Raw genomic sequence first — 26,312 nt, 5'->3', positions numbered from 1 at the left:
GGGAAGCGCTCCATCGAGGCGGCCCGGCGGTGATCTGCGAAATCGAAGGGACGGTGATGAGAAACGGAATGGGACAGCTCCGGCTTGTCGGCGGAGCGCTCGGCGTGGCGGCGGCCGCCCTGACGGCGGCTCATGCGCAGGACGTGCAGCGCGGCGGCACGGTGATCGTCCATGTCAACGCCGAGCAGGGCGTGCTCAACCCGGCGCTGCGCGCCTCCACCGGCGTCTACCAGATCACCGGCAAGTTCATGGAGCCGCTGATCGAGCTGACCTACGAGGGGTACGAGGGCGTCCTGGCCACCGAATGGTCGTCCTCGGCGGACGGGCGCGAGATCAGCTTCACGCTGCGCGAGGGCGTGAACTGGCACGACGGCCAGCCCTTCACCTGCGAGGACGTCGCCTTCTCCGCGATGAACCTCTGGAAGCCGCTGCTCAACTATTCCAGCACGCTGCACGCCAATCTCGAGGCGGTGGACTGCCCCGATCCGCACCGGGCCGTCTTCCGCTATTCGCAGCCCATGCCGCTCGAGCTGATCGTGGCGGCGATGCCCGATCTCGGCCATCCCGTGCCCAAGCATCTCTACGAGGGCACGGACATCCTGCGCAACCCGCACAACCAGGCGCCCGTCGGCACCGGGCCGTTCCGCTTCGGCGAGTATGAGCGCGGCCAGTACATCATCGGCCTGCGCAACGAGGATTACTGGCGCGGGGAGGAGTATCCCTATCTCGACCGGGTGATCTGGCGCTTCATCCCCGACAAGGCGGCGGCCGCGGCGGCGCTGGAGGCCGAGGAGATCATGGAATCGCCCTTCATCGGCATCTCCATGGAGGACATGCGGCGGCTGGGAGACGACCCGCGCTTCGACATGGGGCCGCAGGGCTTCGAGGCGAACACGGCCCATTCGACCGTGGAGTTCAATTTCCGCAATCCCATCCTCGCCGACCTGCGCGTCCGCCAGGCGATCTACCACGCGCTCGACATCGACTTCGCGCTTCAGACGATCATGCGCGGCTACGGGCAGCCGGGGCGCGGCCCGATCCCCTCCACGGGGGGCGAGAACTACACGGACGACGTGCCGACCTACGCCTACGACGTCGAGCGGGCCCGGCAGCTCCTGGACGAGGCCGGCTACGCGCCAGGCCCGGACGGCATCCGCTTCCGGCTGCGCCACCGCCCCGCGCCCTGGGGCGAATACACACAGCTCTGGGCGGAATATTTCGTGCAGGCGATGCGCGAGGTGGGGATCGCGGTGGAGCTGGTGACGAACGATGCGCCGGGCTTCCTCACCGGGGTCTATCGCGACCACGATTTCGACACGGCCAATGGCTGGCATCAGTTCCGGTCCGACCCGGCCGTCTCGACCACGGTGTGGCTGCGCTCGGGCGCTCCGGCTGGCACGGCCTGGTCCAACCAGTTCGGCTACGAGTCGGCCGAGATGGACCGGCTGATCGACGAAGCGGCGCAGGAGCTCGACCCCGCGCGCCGGGCGGAGCTCTACCATGAGGTGCAGAGGCTCGCGATGACGGACCTGCCGGTCATCTTCGCGATCGAGCATCCGTTCCTGGGCATCAGCAACCGCAAGCTGATGAACCACCACAACACGCCGAGGTGGGATTCCTCGAGCTGGTACGACCTCTGGGTCGCCGAATGACGGTCCTGCGCCGGGGCGCGAGCCCCGGCCCCGTTCGCAAGGAGCCCGGCGCCATGTCCCTGCCGATACCCCCGATCCTGGCCTATGCGGCGCTGCGCGTCGTCAAGGCCGTGCCCATCCTCGTGCTGATCATGATCGGCAGCTTCCTCCTCATCAAGCTCGCCCCCGGCGACACGGTGGACGCGCTGGTGGGCGACATGGGCGGAGCCGATCCGGCCTTCGTGGCCCGGCTGCGCGCCGAGTACGGGCTCGACCAGCCCGTTCTCGTCCAGCTCTGGCTCTATCTCGGCAAGCTGGCCCGGCTCGATTTCGGCTGGTCCTACGTCTATGAGCAGCCGGTGCTGACCGTCCTGACGGCAAGGCTCGGCAACACGCTTCTCCTGATGGCGAGCTCGCTGTCCATCGCCTTCGTCTTCGGCGTCGCGCTCGGCGCCTTCGCGGCCCGCAGGGCCTATTCGCTGACCGACAACGTGATCTCCACGCTCGGCCTCGTCTTCTACGCCATGCCCTCCTTCTTCCTCAGCCTCCTGATGATCCTGCTCTTCTCGGTCACGCTGGGCTGGCTGCCCGTGGGCGGCATCCGCACGATCGGCGCCTTCAACACGGGCTGGGCCGACGTGGTGGACGTGGCGCGCCATCTCGTCATGCCCACGGCCGCCCTCTCGCTGATCTACCTCGCCTTCTACATGCGCCTGATGCGCACCAGCGTGCTGGAGGTGAGCGAGCTCGACTTCGTGCGCACGGCGCGCGCCAAGGGGGCGGGCGAGACGCGGCTGATGGTGCACCACATCATGCGCAACGCGCTCCTGCCGGTCATCACGCTGCTGGGCCTGCAATTCTCCACCGTCCTCGGCGGCTCGGTGATCGTGGAGACGATCTTCTCGCTGCCGGGTCTGGGGCAGCTCGCCTACACCTCCGTGGTGAAGCGGGACCTCAACATGCTGATGGGAATCATCGCGCTCTGCTCCGTCGTCGTGGTCGTCGTCAACATCCTGACAGACCTCGTCTACGCCTGGCTCGACCCGAGGATCGAACTGAAATGACCGTGATCGACACGCCCCTGGCGCCCTCCGCGCCGGCGCGAGGCCTCGTCCTGTGGCGGCGCTTTCGCCGCAACCGCGCCGCCTTGCTGGGCCTCGTGCTCTTTGCGATCGTCGTTGCGATGGCGCTCCTGGCCGACCTCGTGGCGCCCGGCGACCCCATGCGCCTCGCCGGGCGGCCGCTGACCGCGCCCTTCACGGAGGCGGCCACGCCGCTGGGCACCGACCAGCTCGGACGCGACATCCTGTCGGGCATCGTCCACGGCGCGCGCATCTCGCTGATGATCGGGGTCGTCGCCACCTTGATCTCGATCGCGCTCGGCGTCGTCATCGGCGCCCTGGCGGGCTATTTCGGCGGCTGGGTGGACGGCGCGCTGATGCGCGTGACCGAGGCGTTCCAGACCATTCCGAGCTTCGTGCTTCTCCTCACGCTCGTGGCCATCTTCGGCTCCAGCATCGGCAACATCGTCGTGGCCATCGGCATCGTCTCGTGGACGGCGCCCGCCCGCATGGTGCGCGCCGAGTTCATGTCCCTGCGCCGGCGCGAGTTCGTCGACGCGGCGCGCAATCTGGGCGTGGGCGACCTGTCGATCATCTTCCGGGAAATCCTGCCCAACGCGCTGCCGCCGGTCATCGTCTTCGCCTCCGTCGTCATGGCCACCTCGATCCTGATGGAGAGCGCGCTCGCATTCCTCTCGCTCGGCGACCCGAACTATGCGAGCTGGGGCAACATGATCGGGCAGGGCCGCTCGGTCCTGCGCACCGCCTGGTACTGCGCGGTGTTTCCGGGCCTTGCGATCCTCTTCACCGTGCTCTCCTTCAGCCTCATGGGCGAGGGCCTCAACGACGCGCTGAATCCGAGGCAGAAGCGATGAACGGCGAGCAAAAGACCATTCTGGAGATCGAGGGCCTGCGCATCTCGCTGCCCGCCGGCTCCGACCGGCCGGACGCCCTGTGGGGTTTCGACCTGCGGGTGCGCGAGGGCGAGATCGTCTGCCTGGTGGGCGAGAGCGGCTCGGGCAAGTCGCTGGCTGCCAACGCGGTGATGCGCCTCCTGCCCGAGCCGCATGTGCGCGTTCGCGAAGGGACGATCCGGCTCGACGGCGAGGACCTCCTCGCCTTGTCGCCCGGCCGTATGCGCGCCCTTCGGGGCGACAAGATCGGCATGATCTTCCAGGAGCCGATGACGGCGCTGAACCCGCAGAAGACCGTCGGCTGGCAGATCGACGAGGTGCTGCGCCTCCACACGGGGCTGAACCGCGCCGAGCGCAGGGCGCGGGTGCTCTCCATCCTCGCCGACGTGCACATACCCGACCCCGCCTCGGCCTATAACGCCTATCCGCACCAGATATCGGGCGGCCAGCGCCAGCGCGTCATGATCGCCATGGCGCTGGTGCTCCAGCCCCGGCTGATCATCGCCGACGAGCCGACGACGGCGCTGGACGTGACCACGCAGAAACAGATCCTGAAGCTGATCAAGGACCTCCAGGCCTCGCACGGGGCGGGCATCCTCTTCATCACCCACGATTTCGGGGTGGTGGCCGAGATCGCCGACCGCATCGCGGTGCTGCGGCTGGGCGAGATGGTGGAACAGGGGCCGGCGGCGGAGGTGCTGCGCAACCCGCAGCACCCCTATACGAGAAAGCTCATCGCCGCCGTCCCGGCGCTGACCCCGCCCCCGGCGCGGGCGCCCGGCGACGGGCCGGTCGTGCTGGAGGCGCGGCATCTGCGCAAGACCTTCGCCGCGCGCGGCGGCTTCCTGGGCGGCCGGCGCGGCGCCGTGACGGCGGTCAAGGACCTGTCCTTCGAACTGCGGCGGGGCGAGACGCTCGGCGTGGTGGGCGAGAGCGGATCGGGAAAGACCACCGTATCCCGGCTCGTCACGCGCCTGCTGGAGGCCGACGGGGGGCAGGTGCACATCGACGGGCGCGACCTCATCGCCGCATCGAGGCGCGAGATGCGCGCGCTGCGCAAGGACATCCAGATGGTGTTCCAGGACCCGATGGCCTCCCTCAACCCGCGCCGCAAGGTTCTCGACCTGATCGCGCAGGGGCCCATCGTGCAGGGCGTGCCGCGCCATGTCGCGGAAGGCCGGGCGCGCGAGCTGCTCGCGCTGGTGGAGCTGCCCCCCGCCGCCGCCGACCGCTACCCGCACGAATTCTCCGGCGGGCAGCGCCAGAGGATCGGCATCGCCCGCGCGCTCGCCATGGAGCCGCGCGTGATCGTGGCGGACGAACCGGTCTCCGCCCTCGACGTCTCCGTGCAGGCGCAGGTGCTGAAGCTCCTGGCCGGCCTTCGCGAGCGCCTGCAACTCTCGCTGCTCTTCGTCACGCACGATCTGCGCGTGGCCGCCCAGCTCTGCGACAGAGTGATCGTCATGTCGAAAGGCGAGATCGTGGAAACCGGGCCGACCGCAAGTGTCTTCGCCGATCCCGTCCACCCCTACACCCGCTCGCTGCTCGCTTCCATTCCGGGCCGCTCGTGGGAGCCGCCCGTTTCCAACGCGGCATGAGGCGGAGCATGGCCATGGACACTACGGGCAAGCAGGCGGACGGCGTCGCGTTTCCTGCCTCGATCTGGGCGCAGACCGCGCCGGCGCGCCCTTTGGCGCCGGCCCTGCAAGGCGCCGTCGAGGCCGACACGGTGATCGTGGGCGGCGGGCTGACGGGGCTTTCGGCGGCGCTGCATCTGGCGCGGGCCGGCCAGAGGGTCGTCGTCCTGGAGGCGATGGCGGTCGGCTGGGGCGCCTCGGGCCGCAACAACGGGCAGGTCATCCCCACCATGACCGCCGCCGAGCCGGACGCCATCGCCGCGCGCTACGGCGAGGCGGGCGAACGCTTCGCCCGCCTCATCGGCAACAGCGCGAGCCTGCTCTTCGACATCGTGCGAGAGGAAGACATCGAAGCGGAGGCCGAGCAGACGGGCTGGTTCCAGCCGGCCCATTCGCCCGGCCGGGCGCGCCTGTCCAGGGCGCGCGTGGAGGCCTGGAGCCGCTTCGGCTTTCCGGCCCGGCTGCTCGACCGGGACGAGACGCGCGCGCTGCTGGGCTCCGACTTCTGGTATGCCGGAATGCTCAACCCGACGGGCGGGCACGTGAACCCGCTGGCGCTCTCGCGCGGCCTTGCCGCCGCCGCCGAGCGCCATGGCGCCACGATCCACGAGGCGAGCCCGGCGACGGGCTGGCGGCGCGAGGATGGCCGCTGGATCGTCGGCGGGGCGCGAGGGGAGGTGCGGGCGCGCCATTTCCTGCTCTGCTCCAACGCCTATACGGGCGAGATCGTGCCCGGCTTCGCCAGCCGGCTGGCGCGCTCCATCGTGCCGGTCCTGTCCTGGCAGATGGCGACGGAACCCGTGGCCGAGCCCCTGCGCGCAGCCATCGTGCCGGGGCGGCAGGCCGTCTCCGACACGCGAGGCGACCTGCGCTTCTTCCGCTACGACGCGCGCAACCGCCTCATCACCGGCGGGGTGGTGCCGGGCCGCCGGGACGTGGCGCGGCGCGTGGCCGAGAAGGCCTCCCGCAACCTCGCCGAAGCCTTTCCCGCGCTGGGGCAGGCCCGCATGACGCATGTGTGGAGCGGCTATCTGGGCATGACGTGGGACCGTTTCCCGCGCGTGCACCAGCTCGGGCCGGACGGCTGGGCCTGGATCGGCTGCAACGGGCGCGGGGTGGCGGTGGGCGTCTCGCTCGGGCGCGAGATGGCGCGCGCGGTCCATGGCGAGGCGGTGGGCGATCTGGCGCTGCCGGTGTCCGAGCCCCGGCCCCTGCCCTTCCATTCGCTGGCCCGCCGCATCGCGCCTTCCTACCTTGCCTGGCTGCGCCGCCGGGATCGCATCGAACTGCCCCAATCCTGACCCGCGAGAGCCCCGTGACCGACCTGCCCATGCTCGAGCGCCGCCGCATCGAGGCGCAAATTCTGAAGAACGTGCACGAGACGATCGCGGCCCGCTCCGGCGTGGAGGAGGCCGACGCGGTGATCGGCCAGGCGGTCAGCCGCTCGGCGATCGAGCAGGGGCGCGGCTTTGCCGAGGCGCTCGGCCGCGAGCCCGATTTCGAGGACTTCGCGGCGATCCTGCCGCTGTGGACCAAGGACGACGCGCTGCGGATCGAGACGGTCGAGACCTCGGCGGAGCGGCTGGACTTCAACGTCCTTCGCTGCCGCTACGCGGAGATGTACCGCGAGATGGGGCTCGGCCGCATCGGCCATCTCCTGTCCTGCAACCGCGATGGCGATTTCTGCATCGGATACAATCCGAAGATGAAGATGACCCGGACCCAGACCATCATGGGCGGGGCGAGCCACTGCGATTTCCGCTACCGAATGGCGGGCCCCGACGACGGGGCGCACGAAGACCAAAGCCTCCAACCCGAGGAAAGACCATGGCCGTCGACAACTGGGTGAGCGATCACCTGGACGAACTCATCGCGTTCCGGCGCGATCTGCATCGCAACCCGGAACTCCTCTACGATCTGCCGCGAACATCGGCGAAGGTCGCGGCCGCCCTGCGCGCGATGGGCTGCGACGAGGTGGTGGAGGGTGTCGGGGGCAGCGGCGTCGTCGCGGTGGTGCGCGGGCGCACGGACGCCTCGGGGCGCGCCATCGGCCTGCGGGCGGACATGGACGCGCTGCCCATCGCGGAGGCGACCGGCAAGCCCTGGGCCTCGCTGGCGGCGGGGAAGATGCATGCCTGCGGCCATGACGGCCACACCACCATGCTGCTCGGCGCCGCCATGGGGCTGGCGCGCGAGCGGGCGTTCGACGGCACGGCGGTGCTGATCTTCCAGCCGGCGGAGGAAGGCGGCGCGGGGGCGCGGGCGATGATGGAGGACGGCCTGTTCCGGCGCTGGCCGGTGCAGGAGGTCTATGCGATGCACAACCGGCCGGGCCTGCCCGTGGGCGAGTTCACCATCGCGCCCGGCCCGATCATGGGCTCGGTGGACATGATAGGGATCGAGATCGAGGGGGTGGGCGGGCACGCGGCCTCGCCGCACCAGACGGTGGACCCGGTGCCAGTGACGGCGGCCCTCGTGCAGGCCGTGCAGGCCATCGCGGCGCGCACGATCGACCCCATGGACAGCGCGGTGATCTCCATCACCACGATCCACGGCGGCGACGCCTTCAACGTCATACCGCAGAGCATCCGCCTGACGGGCACCGTGCGCACGCTGAAGGAGGATGTCCGCGCCCATGTCGAGACGCGGCTGGGGCAGGCGGTGTCGGGCATCGCCGCGGCCTTCGGGGCCAGCGGCCGGCTCGACTATTCGCGCCACTATCCCGTCACCGTCAACCATGCGCGCGAAACCGAGCTCGCGGCCCTCGCGGCCGAGGCGGTGGCGGGCGTGGGGCGGGTCGGCCGCGACATGCCGGCCACGCTCGGCGGCGAGGATTTCGCCTTCATGCTCGCCGAGGTGCCGGGCGCGATGATCAATATCGGCAACGGGCCGAGCGCGGGCCTCCATCACCCCGCCTATGATTTCGACGACGAGGCCATCGCCTGGGGGTGCTCCTACTGGTGCGAGCTGGTGCGCCGGCGCCTGGGCGCGGGCGGGGCCGAACCCTCCCGCGCGCCGCGCGAGGAGCCCGCATGACCGGTCCCGAAAGCCGGACCTGCCCCACCCTCCTGCCGCTGCCGGACTGCCGGGAGCGCGAATGGGCGCGCCAGGCCATCGCGCTCCTCGAGGGCGACGGGCGGCGCTCGGCCGACACGCATCTGCTCAAGCCGCTGTTTCCGGGGCTGAAGGGCGTCTCCATCTATCTGAAGGACGAGAGCACGCACCCCACCGGCAGCCTCAAGCACCGGCTCGCCCGCTCGCTGTTCCTCTACGGGATCTGCAACGGGCGCATCGGGCGCGATACGACGCTCGTGGAGGCCTCCTCCGGCTCCACGGCCGTGAGCGAGGCCTATTTCGCCCGCCTGCTCGGGCTGCGCTTCATCGCCGTCATGCCCTCCTCCACCAGCCGGCAGAAGATCCAGACGATCGAGAGCTTCGGCGGGCAGTGCCATTTCGTGGAGCGGGCGGGCGAGGTCTACGACGTGGCCATGCGCGTGGCCGCCGAAACCGGCGGCCATTATCTCGACCAGTTCACCAACGCGGAGCGCGCGACGGACTGGCGCGGCAACAACAACATCGCCGAAAGCATCTTCCGCCAGCTCGACAGCGAGGAGTTCCCGGTGCCCGAATGGCTCGTGATGAGCGCGGGCACGGGCGGCACCTCGGCCACGCTGGGCCGCTATATCCGCTATCGCAATCTCGATACGCGCCTTTGCGTGGTGGATGTGGAGAACTCGGCCTTCTACGACGCGTGGCGCACGGGCGACGCCTTGATCACGGCCGCCGGCTCGCGGATCGAGGGCATCGGGCGCCCGCGGGTCGAGCCCTCCTTCATGCCGGGCGTGATCGACCACATGATCCGCGTTCCGGACGCCGCCTCCATCGCGGCGGCGCACGTGCTGTCCGAACGCCTCTTCCGCCAGATCGGCGGCTCCACGGGCACGAACTTCTTCGGCCTGTGCTGGGTGGCGGCCAACATGATGGCCTCGGGGAAGGAGGGCTCGGTGGTGACGCTGATCTGCGACAGCGGGCAGCGTTACGCCGACACCTATTTCAACCCCGCATGGCTGAAGGCGCAGGGCATCGACATCAGCCCCTACCGGCAGATGCTGGACCGTTTCCTCGACACGGGGCAGTTCGTGCCTCCGGGCTGACGCCTCGGAGACCTCAGAGATAAGGCGAGCCGAGCCACAGGAGCCGGTCCATGAGCCGGATCGGGAAGGGCCGGGCGCGCAGGCCTTCCAGCGTCACCGCCTCGGCGCCTTCGATGGCCTCGGCGATCCGCTGGTCGATGTCTCCGGCGAACTGCGCGTCGAGCACCTCCATGTCGATCTCGAAATTCAGGCGCAGCGAGCGGGGATCGAGGTTGGAGGAACCGATGAAGGCCCACACCCCGTCCACGCAGAGCAGCTTGGAATGGTCGAAGGCCCCGGGCCGGCGCCAGATCCGGCAATAGTTTTTCAGCACCTGGTCGAACTGCGCCAGCATCGCCCTGTCGACGAGGAAAAGGTTGTTGTTGGCCGGCACGACGATATCGACCTCCACGCCGCGCCGGGCCGCCGTCGTCAGCGCGCTGATCAACTCGCGGTCGGGCAGGAAGTAGGGCGACATGATGCGGATGGAGCGCTGGGCCACCGAGAACGCCCCCATCAGCATCCGGTGGCTCGTCTCCACCATCGCGTCCGGCCCCGAGGGCACGGTCCGCACGAAGACGGGCGCGCCGAACGGCGCGGTGGGCGGCAGCGCGGCCCGCCACGCCTCGCCCTCCAGCGCGAGGCCGGAGGCGAAGCGCCAGTCCTGCGCCGCCACCTGGAAAAGCTCCGACACCGCCGGGCCGGTCAGCCGGAAATGCGTGTCGCGCGAGAAGGCCTCGCCCGCGAACTCGCGGGTGAAGCCTTCGCGAATGTTCATGCCCCCCGCGAAGGCCACCGCGCCGTCCACGACCAGGATCTTGCGGTGCGTGCGCAGATTGGCATAGGGCAGGCGCAGTCCCGCGATGAGCCGGCCGTTGAACAGCTCGACCGGAACCCCGCCGGCCCGCAGGTCGCCGATTATGCTGGGCGCGGAGTATCTGGCGCCCACCGCGTCGATCAGCACGCGAACCTCGATCCCCCTGCCCACCGCCGCGATCAGCCGGCCCGCCAGCCGCAGGCCGATGGCGTCGCGATCGAAGATGTAGGTTTCGAGGATGATGCTCCGGCGCGCGCCGTCGATCGCCGCGATCATCGCCGCATAGGCCTCGTCGCCATCCTTCAGGAGGAGGATCGCGTTGCCCGAGGTCATGGGGTGTTTCGACACCCGGTCGCCGAGCGTCTTCATGGCCCCGAACCGCTCTCCGAACAGATCGGTCACGAGCGAGCGCGGCACGTCTGCCTGCCCCAGCCGCGAGAGGACGGCGGAGCTGGTCCTGCGGCGCTCCGAGGTGATGGAGGCGCGCCGGATCCGGTTGATCCCGGCCACCGCGTAGACGAGGGCGCCCAGGATCGGGGAGAGGATGATGACGCCCACCCATCCGATGGCCGCGCGCACCTCCTCCTTGGTCATCACCGCGTGGATGATCCCGGCCGCGGCCATCGCCACGGAGAGGACGGCCAGAAGATGCGGCCAGTAGGTCGAGAGGGTGCTCCACATGGAACCATCCCATACCGCATCGGATGGCGGATCGGTGGTTTTTCCTCACCTCCCGGAGGGCGCCCGGGGCCGATCCCCCTGCCCGGCCGGGCTTACGAAGCCGAGAAGAGAATGGGCTTGGCGCCGTGCCAGAGCGTGTCGCGGCCGAGCTCGGCAAGCTTGTCGAGGCCATCGGTGATCGTCAGGAAATGGTTGCCCGCCAGCGGCCCGGCCTTGGAGGCGAAGGCGACGGGGCCGTAGGCGAGGAGGATCTCCGTTTCCGAGACGCCGCCAGGATAGAGGATCATCTGGCCGGGATGGGGGTGGCTGGTGGCGTTCTCGTAGCCGAGGCCGAAATCGGTGTCGCCGAGCGGAATCCAGCACGCCTCGCCGCTCCAGCGGACATGGATCACCCGTTCCGAATAGGGCAGGAGCTTGCGGAACGCCGCCACCGTCCGGGGCGCGGCCTGGCTCTCGAAGCGGGCGGGAAAGGCGTGGCCTTCGATCTTGATGACGAGTTCGCTCATCCGGTTGTCTCCTGTCGGAAGGGGGTTGGCCCGGCCATGCCGGGGATGGAACGGCTGCGGTACTGCCCCGCGCCCTTTTGGCCGAGGAGTGCGCCGTCCTCGACCATGACGCGGCCGCCGAGGATGACGGTGGTGGGCCAGCCCGTCACCGCCAGGCCCTCATAGGGGCTGTAGTCGGAACCGTCGTGGAGGTCGGCATGGGCGATGGTGCGGCGATGGGCGGGGTCCCAGATGGCGATGTCGGCATCGGCGCCGATCGCCAGCGTGCCCTTCTGCGGGTAGAGACCGTAGGTCCTGGCGTGGTTGGTGGAGGTCAGCGCCACGAAGCGCGGCAGGTCGATGCGCCCCTTCATCACCCCTTCGGAGAACAGGATGGGCAGGCGCGTCTCCACGCCCGGAATGCCGTTCGGGATATGGCGGAAGCTCGTCCTGCCCCTCGGGTTCAGCTTGCCGCGCTCGTCCGCGTAGCGGAACGGGCAGTGGTCGGAGGAGAACAGGTCGAACACGCCCGTCTCGATGCCCCGCCAGCAGGCCGCCTGCGCCGCCTCGTCGCGCGGCGGCGGCGAGCAGACGAACTTCGCCCCCTCCCAGTCCATGCCCTCGAGATCGCGCGCCGTCAGCATCAGATATTGCGGGCAGGTCTCGCCGATCACCTTCTGGCCCCGCGCCCGCGCCCGCCCGATCTCCTCCATCGCCTCGCCGTTCGAGACATGGACGATGACGATCGGCACCTCGGCCACCTCCGCCAGCGAAAGGGCCCGGTGCGTCGCCTCCCGCTCCACCGCCACCGGCCGCGTCGAGGCATGGGCGCGCGGCGCGACGTCGCCCTCCGCCTCGTGGCGCCCGATCAGATAGCGGATCGCGTCCTCGTTCTCGCAATGGACCATCACCAGCGCGCCGGTGCGCCGGGCCGTGTCGAGCGTGGCGAGAATCTGCCCGTCGTTCAGCCGCAGGCCCTCATAGGTCATGAACACCTTGAAGGAGGTGTAGCCGTCCGCCACCAGCGCCGGCAGGTCCTGCCCCAGCACCGCCTCGCTCGGATCGGTGACGATCAGGTGGAAGGAGACGTCCGTGTAGCACTGGCCTTGCGCCTTGGCATGATAGGCCTTCAGCGCCTCGCGCAGGCTCTGCCCCTCCTCCGGCAGGCAGAAGGGCAGGACGGTGGTGTTGCCGCCGAACAGGGCCGAGCGCGTGCCGCTCTCGAAATCGTCGGCCATGTCGATGCCCTCGCCGGAGGGCTGGGCGAAATGCACGTGGCTGTCGATCCCGCCCGGCAGCACATATTTACCCTCAGCGTCGATCTCCCGCGCGCCGGCTCCAAGCCCCGAGCCGATCTGAGCGATCCGACCGCCCACTATGCCCAGATCGGCCGCAAACACCTCAGACGCCGTCGAAAGCATGCCTCCCCGGATCACAAGGTCGAACATCAAACGCCTCCTTCAGTGATTGAGAATCTTGCCGAGGAAGCTCTTCGTCCTCGGATTGCTGACGTCGGAGAAGAAGGCGTCCGTCGGCCGGTCCTCCACGATCTCCCCGCCGTCGATGAAGATGACGCGCGAGGCGACGTTCCGGGCAAAGCCCATCTCGTGCGTCACGCAGATCATCGTCATGCCCTCTCGCGCCAGGCCCACCATCACGTCCAGAACCTCGGCGATCATCTCGGGATCGAGCGCGGAGGTCGGCTCGTCGAAGAGCATGGCGATCGGGTCCATGGCCAGCGCACGCGCGATCGCCACCCGCTGCTGCTGCCCGCCGGAGAGCTGGGCGGGATATTTCGCCGCCTGGTCGGCCAGCCCCACCCGGTCGAGCAAAGCCATCGCCTTGCGCCGGGCGAGATCGCGGCTGCGCAGCAGCACCTTCTCCTGCGCGATGGTCAGATTGTCGATGATCGACAGATGGGCGAACAGCTCGAAGTTCTGGAACACCATGCCCACGCGCGTGCGCAGGGCCGGCAGGTCCGTCGCCGGATCGCCCACCTCGATTCCGTGGACGCGGATGGACCCCTCGTCGAAGGGCTCCAGCCCGTTGACACACTTGATCAGCGTGGACTTGCCCGAGCCGGAGGGCCCGCAGACCACCACGACCTCGCCCTTGGCGACGCTGGTCGTGCAGTTCTTCAACACCCGGTAGGGGCCGTAGGATTTGCTGACGCGGTCGATCTCGATCATGAGCGGCCTTTCGCGAAGCGTGCGATGGAGAAGGGTTCGATGTCGCGCCCCGGGTCCCGGCCCGTGGCGAGCGCGGCGGTGATCCGCCCGACCAGGGGCCCGAGCGTGTAGCCGTTGGAGGTGACGGCGTTGAAGAAGCCCGGCGCGCCGGGGTGCTCGCCCAGGATGGGCGCCCCGTCGATATTGATGTTCATCGCCGCCCAGCTCCGGATGACATGCGCCTTGCGCAGCGCGGGCACCACGTGCTGCGCGACCCAGAGATTGCCCTCCAGGCTGTCGAGCAGCGGGCGCGGATGCTGGTGCACAGGGTCGAGCGCCGCCGTCCAGCCGCCGCCGATGACGACATTGCCGTTCGACGCCTGCTTCAGCGTCAGGTGCCGGCCCGCATGGGCGACGAGCCGCGAGACGAGCGGGGCCACCGCCTCCGTCACCACCATCTGCAGGGGCGCGCCGAACACCGGCACGTCGAGCCCGGCCATGGCCCCGATCCGCGATGCGAAGGCCCCCGCCGCGTTGACGAGGCGCGGGGCGCGAAGGAGTCCGCGATGGGTGCGCACGCTCCATGCGCCGGAAGGCTCGCGCGACAGGCCCAGCACCTCTACGCCCTCCAGAACCCGTGCGCCGGCGGCCTCGGCGGCGCGGCGGACGCCGTGCGTGGCCACGAGCGGGTTGATCTTGCCTTCCTGGGACGCGAAGGCCGCGCCCAGGAAGCGCTCGGACAGGGCCGGCTCGAGGCGGCGCAGCTCGTCGGCGCCGATCACATGGCTGTCGATGCCGAAACGGCGTTCCAGCGCGGTCTTGGCCTCCAGGAAGCGCAGATGCTCCTGCGTCTCGGCCACCATCACCCCGCCGGTCACGCCGATTTCGAAATCGGCGGCCAGCTCGCGTTCGAGCGTCCGCCAAAGCTCGATGGAATCGCGTTGCAGCGGCAGGGTCATGGCCGCCGGCCCGCCGCCGGCCTCGGCCCGCGCGCCGTAGTCGAAGGAGAGGAGCTGGGCGTGCAGGCTGCCCGCATTGCCGCCCGAGGCGCCCGAATTGACCGTGCCGCGTTCCAGCACGGCCACGCTCTCGCCGGCGCGCGCCAGGAACAGCGCGGTGGAGAGCCCGGCAATGCCGCCGCCGATCACCAGCGTGCCGACATCCATGGGCGGCAGGGGTTCGGCCGCGCCGGCCGCCTGCCGCTCCGGCAGCAGCGCGCGGCGATGGCCGCCCCATTCCGGCTTCTCCAGCGCCAGCGCCGCCAGCGGCACCGGACGCAGCGGCATCTGCGGCGCAAGGCGCGGCGGCGCGGCGGCGCGGCCATCCGCACCCATGCGCGCCAGCACCGGGCCGCAATAGCGCGACTGGCAGCGCCCCATCCCGGCCCGCGTCAGGCGCTTCAGGGCGGCCGCATCCATGCCGCCCGTGCCGCTCGCCGCCTGGCGCAGGGTTTCGAAGGCGACCGCCTCACAGCGGCAGGCCAGCCCCTCGCCGGCTTCCGCCCCGGACGCGGCTCCGGCCTCGAACAATGTCCAGAGCGCGCGCTGGAAGGCCTCCTGCCGGCGCAGGGCGCGGCGCGCGACGCGCTCTTCGGCGCCCGAGCCCTGCACGGCCCGTCCGAGGCGGCGCGCCGCCTCGCGCCCCGCAAGGCGCCCCTGCGCCATGGCGACATGCGCGCCCGCGAAGCGTCCCGCCTCGCCCACCACGAAGATGTCCGGCTGCGAGGTCGCGCCGTTCTCGTCCCGCTCGACCTCCAGACGCTCGCCGGCCCTTCGATGGGCGCAGCCCAGCAGGCGGGACAATTCGTTGGCCGGAGAGAAGCCGTTGCCGATCAGGACCGTGTCCACCTCGAACCGCATCTCGCCGCGATCCGAACCCGTCACGGCCGCCTCGACGCCATCCGTTCCCTCGATCCGCTTCAGCGCCGTGCCCCAGGCGATCTCGACGCCGGCCGCCTTCAGCGCCGCGATGCGGCGGATGCCCGAAAGGGCGAGGGCGGGATGGGCGCGCAGGAGCGCCATGGCCTCGACCGGGCGGGAGAAAGGCGAGGGCGCGCGCTCGGCGACGGCCGCCACCCGCGCGCCGGCGCGGTGCAGCTCGGCCGCGACCTGAAGGTTCAGCGGCCCGTTGCCGGCGATGAGCACGCGCTCTCCGGGGCGCACGCCATAGGCGCGCAGCAGGGTCTGGGCCGCGCCCGTGGTCATCACGCCCGGCAGTGTCCAGCCGGGCACATTCAGCGGCTCCTCGTAGGCGCCCGTCGCGATCACGAGCTGGCGCGGGCGGTAGCGCAGGGCCCGCCCCTCGCGGATCGCGCCGATCACGAGGCCCCCCGACGCGTCGCGTTCGGCGCCCCAGACCATGGTTTCGCCGTGGAAGGAAACGCCGAGCGCGCGCACCGCCGCGATGAGGCCGGCGCCATCCCGCATCTGCCGGTCGATGCCCAGAGCGCGGGCCGGCGCCGTCCGGGCCTGCTTGTAGAACTGGCCGCCCGGCGCCGGTCGCTCGTCGATCACCGCCACGCGGGCGCCGAGCGAGGCGGCGGTGTGCGCCGCCGCAAGGCCCGCGGGCCCCGCCCCCACGACGAGAAGATCGACCTCGGTCGCCTCGATCGCCTCCGGCAGGGGCGTCAGCTCGGCGAGCGCCGGGGAGGCGAGGTCGAGGCGCGCCGGCTGCGTCTCGATCCGCTGCCCGTCACGGACCTTGGTGAGGCACGCGCGCTGGCCGGCCTGCCCGTCCACCACCACGAGGCATTCATGGCACACGCCCATGCCGCAATAATGGCCCCGGGCCGTCCCGTCCTTGCCGCGAGACTGCGCCCGCCAACCCGCCCCGATCAGCGCGGCCGCCACGCTCTCGCCCGGCACGGCCGCGACGGGATGCCCGTCGAAGCTGATGCGCGCCTCGGCGCCGGGCCGGGAAGAGGGGACCGCCTCGATCATGGCCGTCTCAGGCGGCCTTCGCGGCGGCGAGGCCGAACTGCTCGACCAGCGCCTTCATGCGCGCGTCGTCCGCATCCGGCAAGGGCAGGCGCGGGGGGCGCGGGGCGCCGACCGGGCGGCCCATATGGTGCAGCAGCGCCTTGGTGCCGGCGACATAGAAATGGCCGCCGACCGCCTCGATGAGCGGCAGCCATTCGAGATAGAGCTCGCGTGCCTCGGCGATGCGGTTCTCGTCCGCCACCAGCTCGAAGATGCGGGCCATGGGACCCGGCGCGACGTTGGACGCCACCGCCACCCAGCCCTGCGCACCCTCCACGAAGGATTCGAAGCCGAGAATGCCGCCGAAGACGGTCATGTCCTTGCCGGCCTTGCGGATGATGTCGCGCACGCGCGTCACCTCCAGCGTCGATTCCTTGATGTAGTCGCAGCCCTCGATCCCGGCGATGCGCGCCACGAGGTCGGGCTTCAGGTCCACATTGGCCGTGGCCGGGTTGTTATAGACCATGATGGGGATGGTGACGGCGGCCGCGATGGTGCGATAATGGTGCACCAGCTCCTCGTCGGTGGGCGTGGAGTAGAAGGGCGGGATGATCATCGCCCCGTCGGCGCCCATCTCCTGCGCCTGGCGCGTCAGCCGGACGGCCTCGCGCGTGTCCTCGGCCCCCGTTCCCACGAGCACGGGGACGCGGCCGGCGGCCGTTTCGATGACGGTGCGCGCCACCGCCACGCGCTCCTCCTCGGCCAGGGAGAGGAACTCGCCCGTGGAGCCCAGCGGGATGAGGCCGTGGATTCCCTCCCGGATCTGCCAGTCGGTGAAGGCGGCGAGCGCTGTAAGGTCGAGCTCGCCCTGCGCGTCGAAGGGCGTGATCATGACGGTGAAGACGCCGCGAAAGGCTTTGCGCATGGATCTTTCCATTGGATGTCAGCGCTGCTCGCCGGCGGCGAGCGGCTGGTCGGACCGGCCGAAGCGCTTTTCGATGCGGCGCTGGACGATGTCCCACAAGGTGGTGAGGAGGAGGTAGTAGAGGGCGGCGACGGTGAACAGCTCCAGCACCTCGAAGCGCTCCTGGATCAGCACCTGGGTGCGGCGCAGAAGCTCTTCCATCGAGATGACGGAGGTGACGGAGGTCGTCTTCAGAAGGCCGTTCACCGAATTGCCGAGCGGCGGGATGATGATCTTGAGCGCCTGCGGCATCACGATGTAGCGCATGATCTGGCGCTCGCGCATGCCCAGCGCCCGCGCCGCGCGGACCTGCCCCTTCGGCACGGCCTCGATGCCCGAGCGCACGATCTCGGCCAGATAGGCCGCCTCGTTCAGGACGAGGCCCAGAAGCGCCGCCTGCCAGACGTTGAAGCGGATGCCGAGCTCGGGCAGCGCGGTGTAGATGACGATGAGCTGGACGAGGAGCGGCGTGCCCCGGAACAGCCAGATGTAGACCCGCGCCGCCGCCGAGACGACGCGGTTCTGCGAGCGCCGCATCATGGCGATGCAGAAGCCCAGCACGAGCCCGGCCAGGATCGCCACCACGGTCAACCAGAGCGTGGTGAACACGCCCTGGAGGATGAACGGATTGACGAGGTAGCCGAAGAATCCCGACCAGCTCCAGTTCAGCATGCGCGAACCTCATGTTTCAGGGCGGGGGCGGTTCGCGGCCGATGCCGCGAACCCTTCTCCTGCGTCAGTTGGACGGCCCGTGGACCTCGATTTCGCCGTCCAGCGCCGAGACGCCGTATTCGTCGAACAGGGCCTGGAACGATCCGTCGGCCCGCATCTCCTCCAGCACCTCGCCCACCGCCTCGGCGAGCGCGCGGCTCTGGAAGGCGAGCGCGACGGGGGTGGGGCGCAAGCCGCCGATCGCGCGGTCGAAATCGCCGCGCCTGGCGTATTCCTCCGCCACGCCGTCGATGGACACCATCGCGTCCACCTGCCCGGCGCGCAGCGCCTGATAGGCGAGGGCGAAATTGTCGAAGGTGCGGATCGTCATGCCGTCAAGGCCCTTCTCGCGCAGCTCCGCGTCGATGGCCTTGGCCTGATTCTCCTCGAAACCGCCGATCTCCACGCCCACCGAAAGGCCCGCCAGGTCGTCGAGCTTCTCGATCCGCACGCCCGACCGGGTGGAGGTGGAGATGCTGATCGCCTGGTTCTCGTAGGGGATCATCTGCATGATGGCGGCGCGCTCGGGCGTGTAGAAGATGCCCGTGTTGATCATGTCCCACCGGCCCGACTGGAGGCCCGGCACCATCGCCGAGAACTCGATGCGGATATATTCCGGCTCGAGGCACAGGCGACGCGCGATCTCGGTGCCCAGCTCGACGCGCATCCCCTTCAGCTCGCCCGACGAATCGATGAACTGGAGCGGGGGAAGCGTCGGATTGGTGGACATCACCAGTGTGCCGGGCTTGATGAGGTCGCCATCGGCGACGCGCGGCGTGCACTCCTGAGCGTGGGAGAGCGAGACGCCGGCCAGCAGAAGCGGGACGGCAAGGAGGGATACGCGCAGCTGCATGGATCGGATCCTGAAGGTTCGATGATCGGGAAGGAGCATTCGCATATAATTGGTATACCACTATCATGCAGCAATGCGCTGCGTGCTTCAAGCCGCTTTCCGGCCCGTGGCTCAGAATTCCTGCAGGACGCGCTCGCGGATCGCCTTCAGATGCTGCTCCATGGCCCGGCGCGCCCCCGCCGAAGACCGTTCGGCAAGGCTCTCCAGAATCGCGCCGTGCTCCTTCGCATCGGCCTGCGAGGCCCCGATGCGCCCGGCCTGGCGCTCGTAGATGGTGGTGTAGCGGCGCATCTCGCGCAGCGTGCGCTCCATGAAGGGATTGCCGCAGCGGCGGGCGATGGTCTCGTGAAGATCGTCGTCGAAGGCAAGCCGCGCCTCGGGCGCGGCATCCGGCGCCGCTTCGATCGCGGCCAGCGCCGCGGCGAGGCGCCGCAGATCCCCGGCGTCGAGCGATTCGGCGCACAGGGCCGCCGCGCTCGGCTCCACCAGCATGCGCATGTCGAGGCTTTGCAAATAGTCGCGCAGGCTGATGGCGCGCACGGTAAGGGCGCCCGTGTTGCCGCGCACGACGAGCCCCTCCCCCGCCAGCCGCCCGAGCGCGTCGCGCATGGGAGAGCGCGAAACGCCGAGCTGCGAGGCGAGCCGCCGCTCCTGCACGGGTGTTCCGGCCGGCATGCGGCCGGAGAGGATGGCATTGAGGATATGGCGATAGGCCTGGTCGGCCAGTTGGCTTCCGCCTTGTCCGTCCGCTTCGCTGCTCATCGTCGCCCCTTCGTGAATGCTATTGAAGACAAGTGGCATACCGTTCAAAGGTCATGGCGGGTCAAGAGGTGGATATGAGCGCACCGGCAGCGGACGAGGCGGGAACGGCCAGGGGAACCGGCGCGGCGAGCGGGGCCGCGCGCGCGCACAACCTCGCCAATCTCGCCTATCGCTCGGTGTCCGACATGATCCGCCATCGCCGCCTTCGCGGGGGCGACGTGATCGTGGAGGTCAAGCTCGCCGAAACGCTCGGCATCTCGCGCACGCCCATGCGCGAGGCCCTGCAACGGCTGGAGGGCGAAGGCCTCGTGCACAAGGGCGACGGGCGCAACTACGTCGTGCGCCGCGTCGATCTGGGCGAATATCTCCAGAGCCTGCACTTGCGCCTGCTGATCGAACCGGAGGCGGCTGTTCGGGCGCTCGGCCATATTCCGCGCAAGCGCCTCGTCGCGGTCCATCGCGAGATCCTCGAACTGATGAGCGCGACCGCCTACCACACCGACGCCCATTGGGAATCGGACGACAATCTGCACGGAACGATCATCGAACACTGCCGTAACGCCGTGATGGGGCGCGTACTGAGCGACCTGCGCACCACCACCCGCCTCTTCGAGATCGACCAGCTCAAGGACCGGCTCGTTCCCGATTCCACCGAGCATCTGCGGATCGTGGAGGCCCTCCAGGCCGAAGACCCGGAGGAAACGCGCCTGGCCGTCGCCTCCCACGTGCAAAGCCTCATCGACTTTGCACGCCGCACGCTCTGACGCGTCGGCCATGGGCCGTCGGGCGGCCCCCATCAGGGGTGGCGCGGCGGATCGACGCGGGCGCCGGAGGGCGGCGCGTGAGGTGGTTCGCACGCGTTGACGCTCCCCGTAGGGCTCTGTAACAGCCATGCCGATGCCCTACGCTGGTCTTGCTGCGCGCGGCCGGCATACGGCTCCGTCCGTCGCGGCTTGCCGAAGCCGCTCGTGCCGGCGGCGTCGGGGGCGCGCATAAGCTGCCCGATCGTCGCGCTCGCCTCGTCACGGTCGGGATCAATGAGGAAGCAGGGTCGATGACCTCGTCCAACGCCATATCGCCCGCAGCCCACCGCATCGTCGTCGTCGGGGCGGGGTTCGGGGGCCTGGAAGCCGTGCACCGGCTCGGCGGCGCCCCGGTCCAGATCACCCTCGTGGACCAGCGCAACCACCACCTCTTCCAGCCGCTGCTCTACCAGGTCGCGACCGCCTCCCTCGCGACATCGGAAATCGCCTGGCCGATCCGCCATCTCCTGCGCAACCGGCCCGATGTGCGCACGCTGCTCGCAAGGGTGGAGGGCGTCGACAAGGAGGGCCGCAGCGTGCTTCTGGAAGACGGCGCATCCCTGCCCTACGACACGCTGGTCCTGGCCACCGGCGCGCGCCACGCCTATTTCGGCCGCGACGAATGGGAGAGCGTCGCGCCGGGGCTGAAGACGCTGGAGGACGCCACGACGATCCGCCGGCGCATCCTGCTGGCCTTCGAGGAAGCCGAGCGCGAGAGCGACCCCGAGCGGCGGCAGGCCCTCTTGAACTTCGTCGTCATCGGCGGCGGCCCCACCGGCGTGGAAATGGCCGGGACGATCGCGGAACTGGCGCAGGACACCCTCGTGCGCGAGTTCCGGTCGATCGACACGCGCACCGCGCGCGTCGTCCTGATCGAGGCGGGGCCGCGCATCCTGCCCGCCTTCGCCGAGGAGCTGTCGCACTACGCCCACCGCTCGCTGGAGAAGCTCGGCGTGGAGGTCCAGCTCGGCGCGCCGGTCACGCAATGCACCGAGGACGGAGTGACCTACGGCGGCAACCGGCTCCCGGCCGCCACCATCGTCTGGGCGGCCGGCGTGCAGGCCTCCCGCGCCGCCCAATGGGTGGACGCCAGGGCGGATCGCGCCGGCCGCGCGATCGTGGAGTCCGACCTGACCGTGCCCGGCCACCCGGACATCTTCATCATCGGCGATACGGCCGCCATCGCGATGCCGGAGGGCGGGGTCGTTCCCGGGATCGCGCCGGCCGCCAAGCAGCAAGGGGCGTATGTGGCCGCCGCCATCCGCCGGCGTCTGGAAGGGGCGCCCGGCGGCGCGCCCTTCCGCTATCGCCATCAGGGGAGCCTCGCCACCATCGGCAAACGCCTCGCGGTGATCGATTTCGGCCGCGTCAAGCTGCGCGGGGCGCTGGCATGGTGGATATGGGGCCTTGCGCACATCTACTTCCTGATCGGGGTGCGCAACCGGGTCAGCGTCGCCCTGAGCTGGCTGTGGATTCACACGCGCAACCAACGAAGCTCGCGCCTGATCACGCAGGGCGGGCAGGCATTGCGCCTCCGGGTGAAGCGCAAGGAAGCATCGGCCGAGGCAGGGCGACCGGAGGTGTGAACGCACTGTCGTCATGGAACCGGGCCGGTGTACGCGCGGCTGCGAAATCAGGCGTTGGAGCCGTTCATATTCTGGCCCGCAGCTTGCGCTGCGCCTTTTTCACATTTTGATGCGTTGCGGCGAAATGTCCCGCACTTTATAGCCGCTCAAAACTAAGGGTGGCATACCTCCGAAATGCGTCTGCTGCCTGAACGGTTCCGAAAGGCAGGCAGGATGAGCGGCAGCGCATTCCAACTCGGCAGACGCCAGTTCCTCAAGATTCTGGGCGTGGGCGCGGCCTCCGCCACGGCGACGGCCCTGGGCCTCTCCACGGCCGAGGCGCAGGCGGGCGCGTCGGTGCGGCCCTACAAGCTGCTGCGGGCCAAGGAAACGCGCAACAACTGCACCTATTGCTCGGTCGGCTGCGGCATCCTGATGTACTCGCTGGGCGACGGGGCGCGGAACGCCAAGCCGCGCATCTTCCACATCGAGGGCGACCCGGACCACCCGGTCAGCCGCGGCTCGCTCTGCCCCAAGGGGGCGGGCCTGCTCGACATGATCCATTCGAAGAACCGCCTGATCCACCCGGAATACCGGGCGCCGGGATCGAGCGAGTGGGTCCGCATCTCCTGGGACGAGGCGACCAAGCGCATCGCGCGGCTCCTGAAGGACGATCGCGACGCCAATTTCATCGAGCGCAACGAGCGCGGCCAGCTCGTGAACCGCTGGCTCTCGTCCGGCTTCCTCGCCTCCTCGGCCGCCTCCAACGAGACGGGCGTGCTCGATTTCAAGTTCGCCCGCGCGCTCGGAATGCTCGGCCTCGACTGTCAGGCGCGGCTGTGCCACGCGCCCACCGTCTCGGCGCTGGCGCCCAGCTTCGGGCGCGGCGCGATGACCAACCACTGGGTCGACATCAAGAACGCCAATGTCGTGATCGTCATGGGCGGCAACCCGGCCGAGGCCCATCCCGTGGGCTTCAAATGGGTGATCGAGGCCAAGATCAAGAACAAGGCCCAGGTCATCGTCGTCGATCCGCGCTTCAACCGCACGGCGGCGGTGGCCGACATCTTCTCGCCCATCCGCGCGGGCTCCGACACCGCGTTCCTGATGGGCATGGTTCGGTGGCTGCTGGAGAACGACAAGATCCAGCACGACTATGTGCGCGCCTACACCAACGCCTCGCTCATCGTGCGCGAGGATTACGGCTTCGACGAGGGCGTCTTCACCGGCTTCGACCCTGAAACGCGCGTTTACGACAAATCCTCCTGGACCTACGAGACGGACGAGGAGGGCAACGCGCTTCGCGACCCGACGATGACGCATCCGCGCTCCGTGCTGCAACTCCTGCGCCGCCATGTCGACCGCTACACGCCCGAGGTGGTCGAGGACATCACCGGCGTCAAACAGGCGGACTTCCTGCGCATCGCCGAGATCGTGGGCTCGTGCGCGGCGAAGGACAGGACGCTGACCTGGCTCTACGCGCTCGGCTGGACGCACCATACGGGCGGGGCGCAGATCATCCGCGGCTCGGCGATGATCCAGCTCCTGCTCGGCAATATCGGCATGGCGGGCGGCGGCGTGAACGCGCTGCGCGGCCATTCCAACATCCAGGGCTACACCGATCTCGGCCTCCTCTCCCTGCGGGTGCCGGGCTACATGAACCTGCCCTCCGACGACCAGCAGACGCTGGGGCAGTATCTGGAGGAGACGACGCCGCGCGACGTGCTGCCCGGCCAGGTCAATTACTGGAAGAACACGCCGAAATTCTTCATCTCGCTGTTGAAGAACCTCTACGGCAGGAATGCCACGCGCGAGAACGACTTCGACTTCGATCTCCTGCCGAAATGGGACCGCAGCTACGACATGCTGGCCTATTTCGACATGATGTACGAGGGCAAGGTCAACGGCTATATCGCTCAAGGGTTCAACCCTCTGGCCGCGATGCCGGACAAGAACAAGACCTCGCTAGCGCTCTCGAAGCTGAAATTCCTCGTGGTCATCGACCCGCTGGTGACGGAGACGTCGAATTTCTGGCGCAACGAGGGGCGCTTCAACGACGTGAAGACCGAGGAGATCATGACCGAGGTCTTCCGCCTGCCCTCCAACTGCTTCGCGGAGGAGGACGGGGCCATCGTCAATTCGGGGCGCTGGCTGCAATGGCACTTCGCGGGCCAGGAGCCTCCGGGCGAGGCGCGCCACGACCCCAAGATCCTCGGCGACATCATGATGGAGCTTCGCCGGCTCTACGCGGAAGAAGGCGGCGCCTGCCCCGAGCAGGTGCTGCACATGACGTGGGACGCGGACACCTATCACGACCCCTCCTTCCCGCACCCGGAAGAGATGGCCAGGGAGGCCAACGGCTACGCGCTGGAGGACGTGTTCGACGAGAACGGCAACCAGATCCTGCGCAAGGGCCAGCTTCTCGACAGTTTCGCCCAGCTTCGCGACGACGGAACCACGCAGAGCTATTGCTGGGTCTTCACCGGCTCGTGGACCGAGGCCGGCAACCAGATGGCCAACCGCGACAACACCGATACCGGGCTCGGCAACACGCCGGGCTGGGCATGGGCCTGGCCGGCGAACCGGCGGCTGCTCTACAACCGCGCCTCGATGGACGAGATGGGCAACCCCTGGGACCCCCATCGCCAGATCCTTCATTGGGACGGGCAGAAATGGACCGGCTCCGACGTGCCGGACTTCCCCGCGAACCTGCCGCCGGGCAGCCCCGCCCTGCCCTTCATCATGCTGCCGGAAGGCATGGGCCGCCTGTTCTCCGAGCGGGGAATGAACGACGGCCCCTTCCCCGAGCATTACGAGCCGGTGGAGAGCCCGATCGCCAAGAACCCGCTGCATGAGCGGGTGACGCACAACCCGACCGCGCGCATCTTCCAGAACGACGCGCAGCGCATGGGCAACCGCGACGACTACCCCTATGTGGCGACGACCTATTCCGTGACCGAGCTGTTCCGCCACTGGACCAAGCACAGCCACCTCAACGCCATGCTCCAGCCCGAGCAGTTCATCGAGATCGGGGTGAACCTGGCGGCCTCCAAGGGCATCGCCCATGGCGACACGGTGAAGGTTTCCACCAAGCGCGGCTACATCACCGCCAAGGCGGTGGTGACCAAGCGCATGCGCACGCTGACCGTGGCCGGCCAGGAGGTCGAGCAGATCGGCATCCCCTGCCACTGGGGCTTCGAGGGCGCCACGCGCAAGGGCTATCTGGCCAATACGCTGTCGCCGGGGGTCGGCGACGCGAACTCGCAGACGCCCGAGTTCAAGGCCTTTCTCGTGAACGTGGAGAAGGCGGAAGGAGCGCTGGCATGAACTCGCAGAACATCGTGCGCCGCTCGGCCACGAACGCGCAGACCCCCGGCCCGCAGATCCGCGACCACCAGATGGAGGTCGCCAAGCTCATCGACGTGTCGATCTGCATCGGCTGCAAGGCCTGCCAGGTGGCCTGCAACGAGTGGAACGACCTGCGCGGCGAGGTGGAGGAGAATGTCGGCGTCTACGACAATCCGCGCGATCTTTCGCCGGATAGCTGGACGCTGATGCGCTTCACCGAACATGACGACGAGGCCGGCACGTTCGAATGGCTGATCCGCAAGGACGGCTGCATGCATTGCGCGGACCCCGGCTGCCTCAAGGCCTGCCCGGTGCCCGGCGCCATCGTGCAATACGCCAACGGCGTGGTGGACTTCCAGAGCGACCATTGCATCGGCTGTGGCTATTGCGTGGCCGGCTGCCCGTTCAACATCCCGCGCATCTCGCAGAAGGACCACAAGGCCTACAAGTGCACGCTGTGCTCGGACCGGCTGGCCGTGGGCCAGTCTCCCGCCTGCGCCAAGACCTGCCCGACCGGCGCCATCGCCTTCGGCTCCAAGGAGGAGATGAAGGACCTTGCCGCGACCCGCGTGAGCGAGCTGAACGAGCGCGGCTACGAGAATGCCGGCCTCTACGACCCGGAGGGCGTCGGCGGCACGCATGTGATGTATGTGCTGCAACATGCCGACGACCCGCAGCGCTATGCGGGCCTGCCGAAGGACCCGAAGATCAGCCCGGTCGTCGCGGGCTGGAAGGACGTGCTGAAGCCCGTGGCGGCGGTGGCGGGCGCCGCGGCCGTGGCCGGCATGGTGGCGCATTTCGTGGGCGTCGGCCCCAACACCACGGACGAGGACGGCCCGTTCCCGGACGGGCGGGGCTGAG

The 26,312-nt window shown here is 69.4% G+C and carries 21 protein-coding genes; 12 read left to right on the top strand and 9 right to left on the bottom strand.

Features of this window, described 5'->3' with window-relative positions:
- Positions 1-68: 68 nt before the first annotated feature.
- From J7654_RS06260 to J7654_RS06225, 8 genes are read left to right on the top strand one after another with little or no spacing between them, the layout of a single operon-like run.
- The gene (locus J7654_RS06260; protein ID WP_209740275.1) at positions 69-1,652 is read left to right on the top strand and encodes an ABC transporter substrate-binding protein; all 1,584 of its coding nucleotides are present in this window, start codon (positions 69-71) and stop codon (positions 1,650-1,652) included.
- 59 nt (positions 1,653-1,711) lie between these two features.
- Positions 1,712-2,695: an ABC transporter permease gene (locus tag J7654_RS06255; protein WP_209740274.1), complete on the top strand. Its 984-nt coding sequence runs from the start codon at positions 1,712-1,714 to the stop codon at positions 2,693-2,695.
- The gene (locus J7654_RS06250) at positions 2,692-3,567 is read left to right on the top strand and encodes an ABC transporter permease (protein WP_209739097.1); all 876 of its coding nucleotides are present in this window, start codon (positions 2,692-2,694) and stop codon (positions 3,565-3,567) included. The genes J7654_RS06255 and J7654_RS06250 overlap by 4 nt, the downstream gene beginning before the upstream one ends.
- On the top strand, positions 3,564-5,204 hold the full coding sequence (locus J7654_RS06245; protein WP_209739096.1) for an ABC transporter ATP-binding protein: 1,641 nt from the start codon (positions 3,564-3,566) through the stop codon (positions 5,202-5,204). Before J7654_RS06250 ends, J7654_RS06245 begins: the two co-directional genes overlap by 4 nt.
- 8 nt (positions 5,205-5,212) lie before the next feature.
- Positions 5,213-6,544 (top strand): NAD(P)/FAD-dependent oxidoreductase, encoded by a 1,332-nt coding sequence (locus J7654_RS06240; protein WP_377946482.1) that lies wholly within the window; start codon positions 5,213-5,215, stop codon positions 6,542-6,544.
- Between the two features lie 14 nt (positions 6,545-6,558).
- Positions 6,559-7,092 carry an L-2-amino-thiazoline-4-carboxylic acid hydrolase gene (locus J7654_RS06235; RefSeq protein ID WP_209739094.1) on the top strand — a complete coding sequence of 178 codons (534 nt, stop codon included), beginning with the start codon at positions 6,559-6,561 and terminating at the stop codon, positions 7,090-7,092.
- Positions 7,071-8,279, top strand: coding sequence for an amidohydrolase (locus J7654_RS06230; RefSeq protein ID WP_209739093.1), 1,209 nt, complete (start codon positions 7,071-7,073; stop codon positions 8,277-8,279). Before J7654_RS06235 ends, J7654_RS06230 begins: the two co-directional genes overlap by 22 nt.
- Entirely contained in the window at positions 8,276-9,397 is a 1,122-nt protein-coding gene (locus tag J7654_RS06225; RefSeq protein WP_209739091.1) for a PLP-dependent cysteine synthase family protein, read from the top strand. Before J7654_RS06230 ends, J7654_RS06225 begins: the two co-directional genes overlap by 4 nt.
- A gap of 13 nt (positions 9,398-9,410) precedes the next feature.
- On the opposite strand, the gene J7654_RS06220 is transcribed toward J7654_RS06225, so the two are convergent.
- The 9 genes from J7654_RS06220 to J7654_RS06180 form a co-directional block, all read right to left on the bottom strand.
- Positions 9,411-10,874, bottom strand: a complete 1,464-nt coding sequence (locus J7654_RS06220; protein WP_209739089.1) for a phospholipase D-like domain-containing protein — start codon at positions 10,872-10,874, stop codon at positions 9,411-9,413.
- A gap of 92 nt (positions 10,875-10,966) precedes the next feature.
- Positions 10,967-11,380, bottom strand: coding sequence for a DUF3830 family protein (locus tag J7654_RS06215; protein ID WP_209739087.1), 414 nt, complete (start codon positions 11,378-11,380; stop codon positions 10,967-10,969).
- A complete protein-coding gene (gene hydA / locus J7654_RS06210; RefSeq protein WP_209739086.1) occupies positions 11,377-12,807 on the bottom strand; it encodes a dihydropyrimidinase in 1,431 nt (476 codons plus the stop codon). The genes J7654_RS06215 and hydA overlap by 4 nt, the downstream gene beginning before the upstream one ends.
- Positions 12,808-12,819: 12 nt before the next feature.
- Entirely contained in the window at positions 12,820-13,548 is a 729-nt protein-coding gene (locus J7654_RS06205; protein WP_209739083.1) for an amino acid ABC transporter ATP-binding protein, read from the bottom strand.
- Positions 13,545-16,466 carry an FAD-dependent oxidoreductase gene (locus tag J7654_RS06200; protein ID WP_209739082.1) on the bottom strand — a complete coding sequence of 974 codons (2,922 nt, stop codon included), beginning with the start codon at positions 16,464-16,466 and terminating at the stop codon, positions 13,545-13,547. Before J7654_RS06200 ends, J7654_RS06205 begins: the two co-directional genes overlap by 4 nt.
- Before the next feature lie 7 nt (positions 16,467-16,473).
- Positions 16,474-17,370 (bottom strand): 4-hydroxy-tetrahydrodipicolinate synthase, encoded by an 897-nt coding sequence (dapA, locus tag J7654_RS06195; RefSeq protein ID WP_209739080.1) that lies wholly within the window; start codon positions 17,368-17,370, stop codon positions 16,474-16,476.
- A gap of 18 nt (positions 17,371-17,388) precedes the next feature.
- Positions 17,389-18,081 carry an amino acid ABC transporter permease gene (locus J7654_RS06190; protein ID WP_209739078.1) on the bottom strand — a complete coding sequence of 231 codons (693 nt, stop codon included), beginning with the start codon at positions 18,079-18,081 and terminating at the stop codon, positions 17,389-17,391.
- A 64-nt stretch (positions 18,082-18,145) separates the two neighbouring features.
- Complete coding sequence (locus tag J7654_RS06185; RefSeq protein WP_209739076.1) at positions 18,146-18,973, bottom strand: ABC transporter substrate-binding protein; 828 nt, start codon at positions 18,971-18,973, stop codon at positions 18,146-18,148.
- 111 nt (positions 18,974-19,084) lie between these two features.
- Positions 19,085-19,735, bottom strand: a complete 651-nt coding sequence (locus J7654_RS06180; protein WP_209739074.1) for a GntR family transcriptional regulator — start codon at positions 19,733-19,735, stop codon at positions 19,085-19,087.
- Positions 19,736-19,809: 74 nt separating this feature from the next.
- Here J7654_RS06180 and J7654_RS06175 point away from each other — a divergent pair, with 74 nt between their 5' ends.
- The 4 genes from J7654_RS06175 (at position 19,810) to fdxH (ending at position 26,311) form a co-directional block, all read left to right on the top strand.
- Entirely contained in the window at positions 19,810-20,499 is a 690-nt protein-coding gene (locus tag J7654_RS06175) for a GntR family transcriptional regulator (protein ID WP_209739072.1), read from the top strand.
- A gap of 290 nt (positions 20,500-20,789) precedes the next feature.
- Positions 20,790-22,124 carry an NAD(P)/FAD-dependent oxidoreductase gene (locus J7654_RS06170; RefSeq protein WP_209739070.1) on the top strand — a complete coding sequence of 445 codons (1,335 nt, stop codon included), beginning with the start codon at positions 20,790-20,792 and terminating at the stop codon, positions 22,122-22,124.
- 213 nt (positions 22,125-22,337) lie between these two features.
- Complete coding sequence (gene fdnG / locus J7654_RS06165; protein WP_209739069.1) at positions 22,338-25,430, top strand: formate dehydrogenase-N subunit alpha; 3,093 nt, start codon at positions 22,338-22,340, stop codon at positions 25,428-25,430.
- Positions 25,427-26,311 carry a formate dehydrogenase subunit beta gene (gene fdxH, locus J7654_RS06160; protein WP_209739067.1) on the top strand — a complete coding sequence of 295 codons (885 nt, stop codon included), beginning with the start codon at positions 25,427-25,429 and terminating at the stop codon, positions 26,309-26,311. The genes fdnG and fdxH overlap by 4 nt, the downstream gene beginning before the upstream one ends.
- The last annotated feature ends 1 nt before the right edge of the window (position 26,312 follow it).

This window comes from Aureimonas populi (genome assembly GCF_017815515.1).
In the GTDB taxonomy this organism is placed as follows: Bacteria; Pseudomonadota; Alphaproteobacteria; order Rhizobiales; family Rhizobiaceae; genus Aureimonas; species Aureimonas populi.
This window is presented reverse-complemented; position numbering and strand designations above follow the sequence as displayed.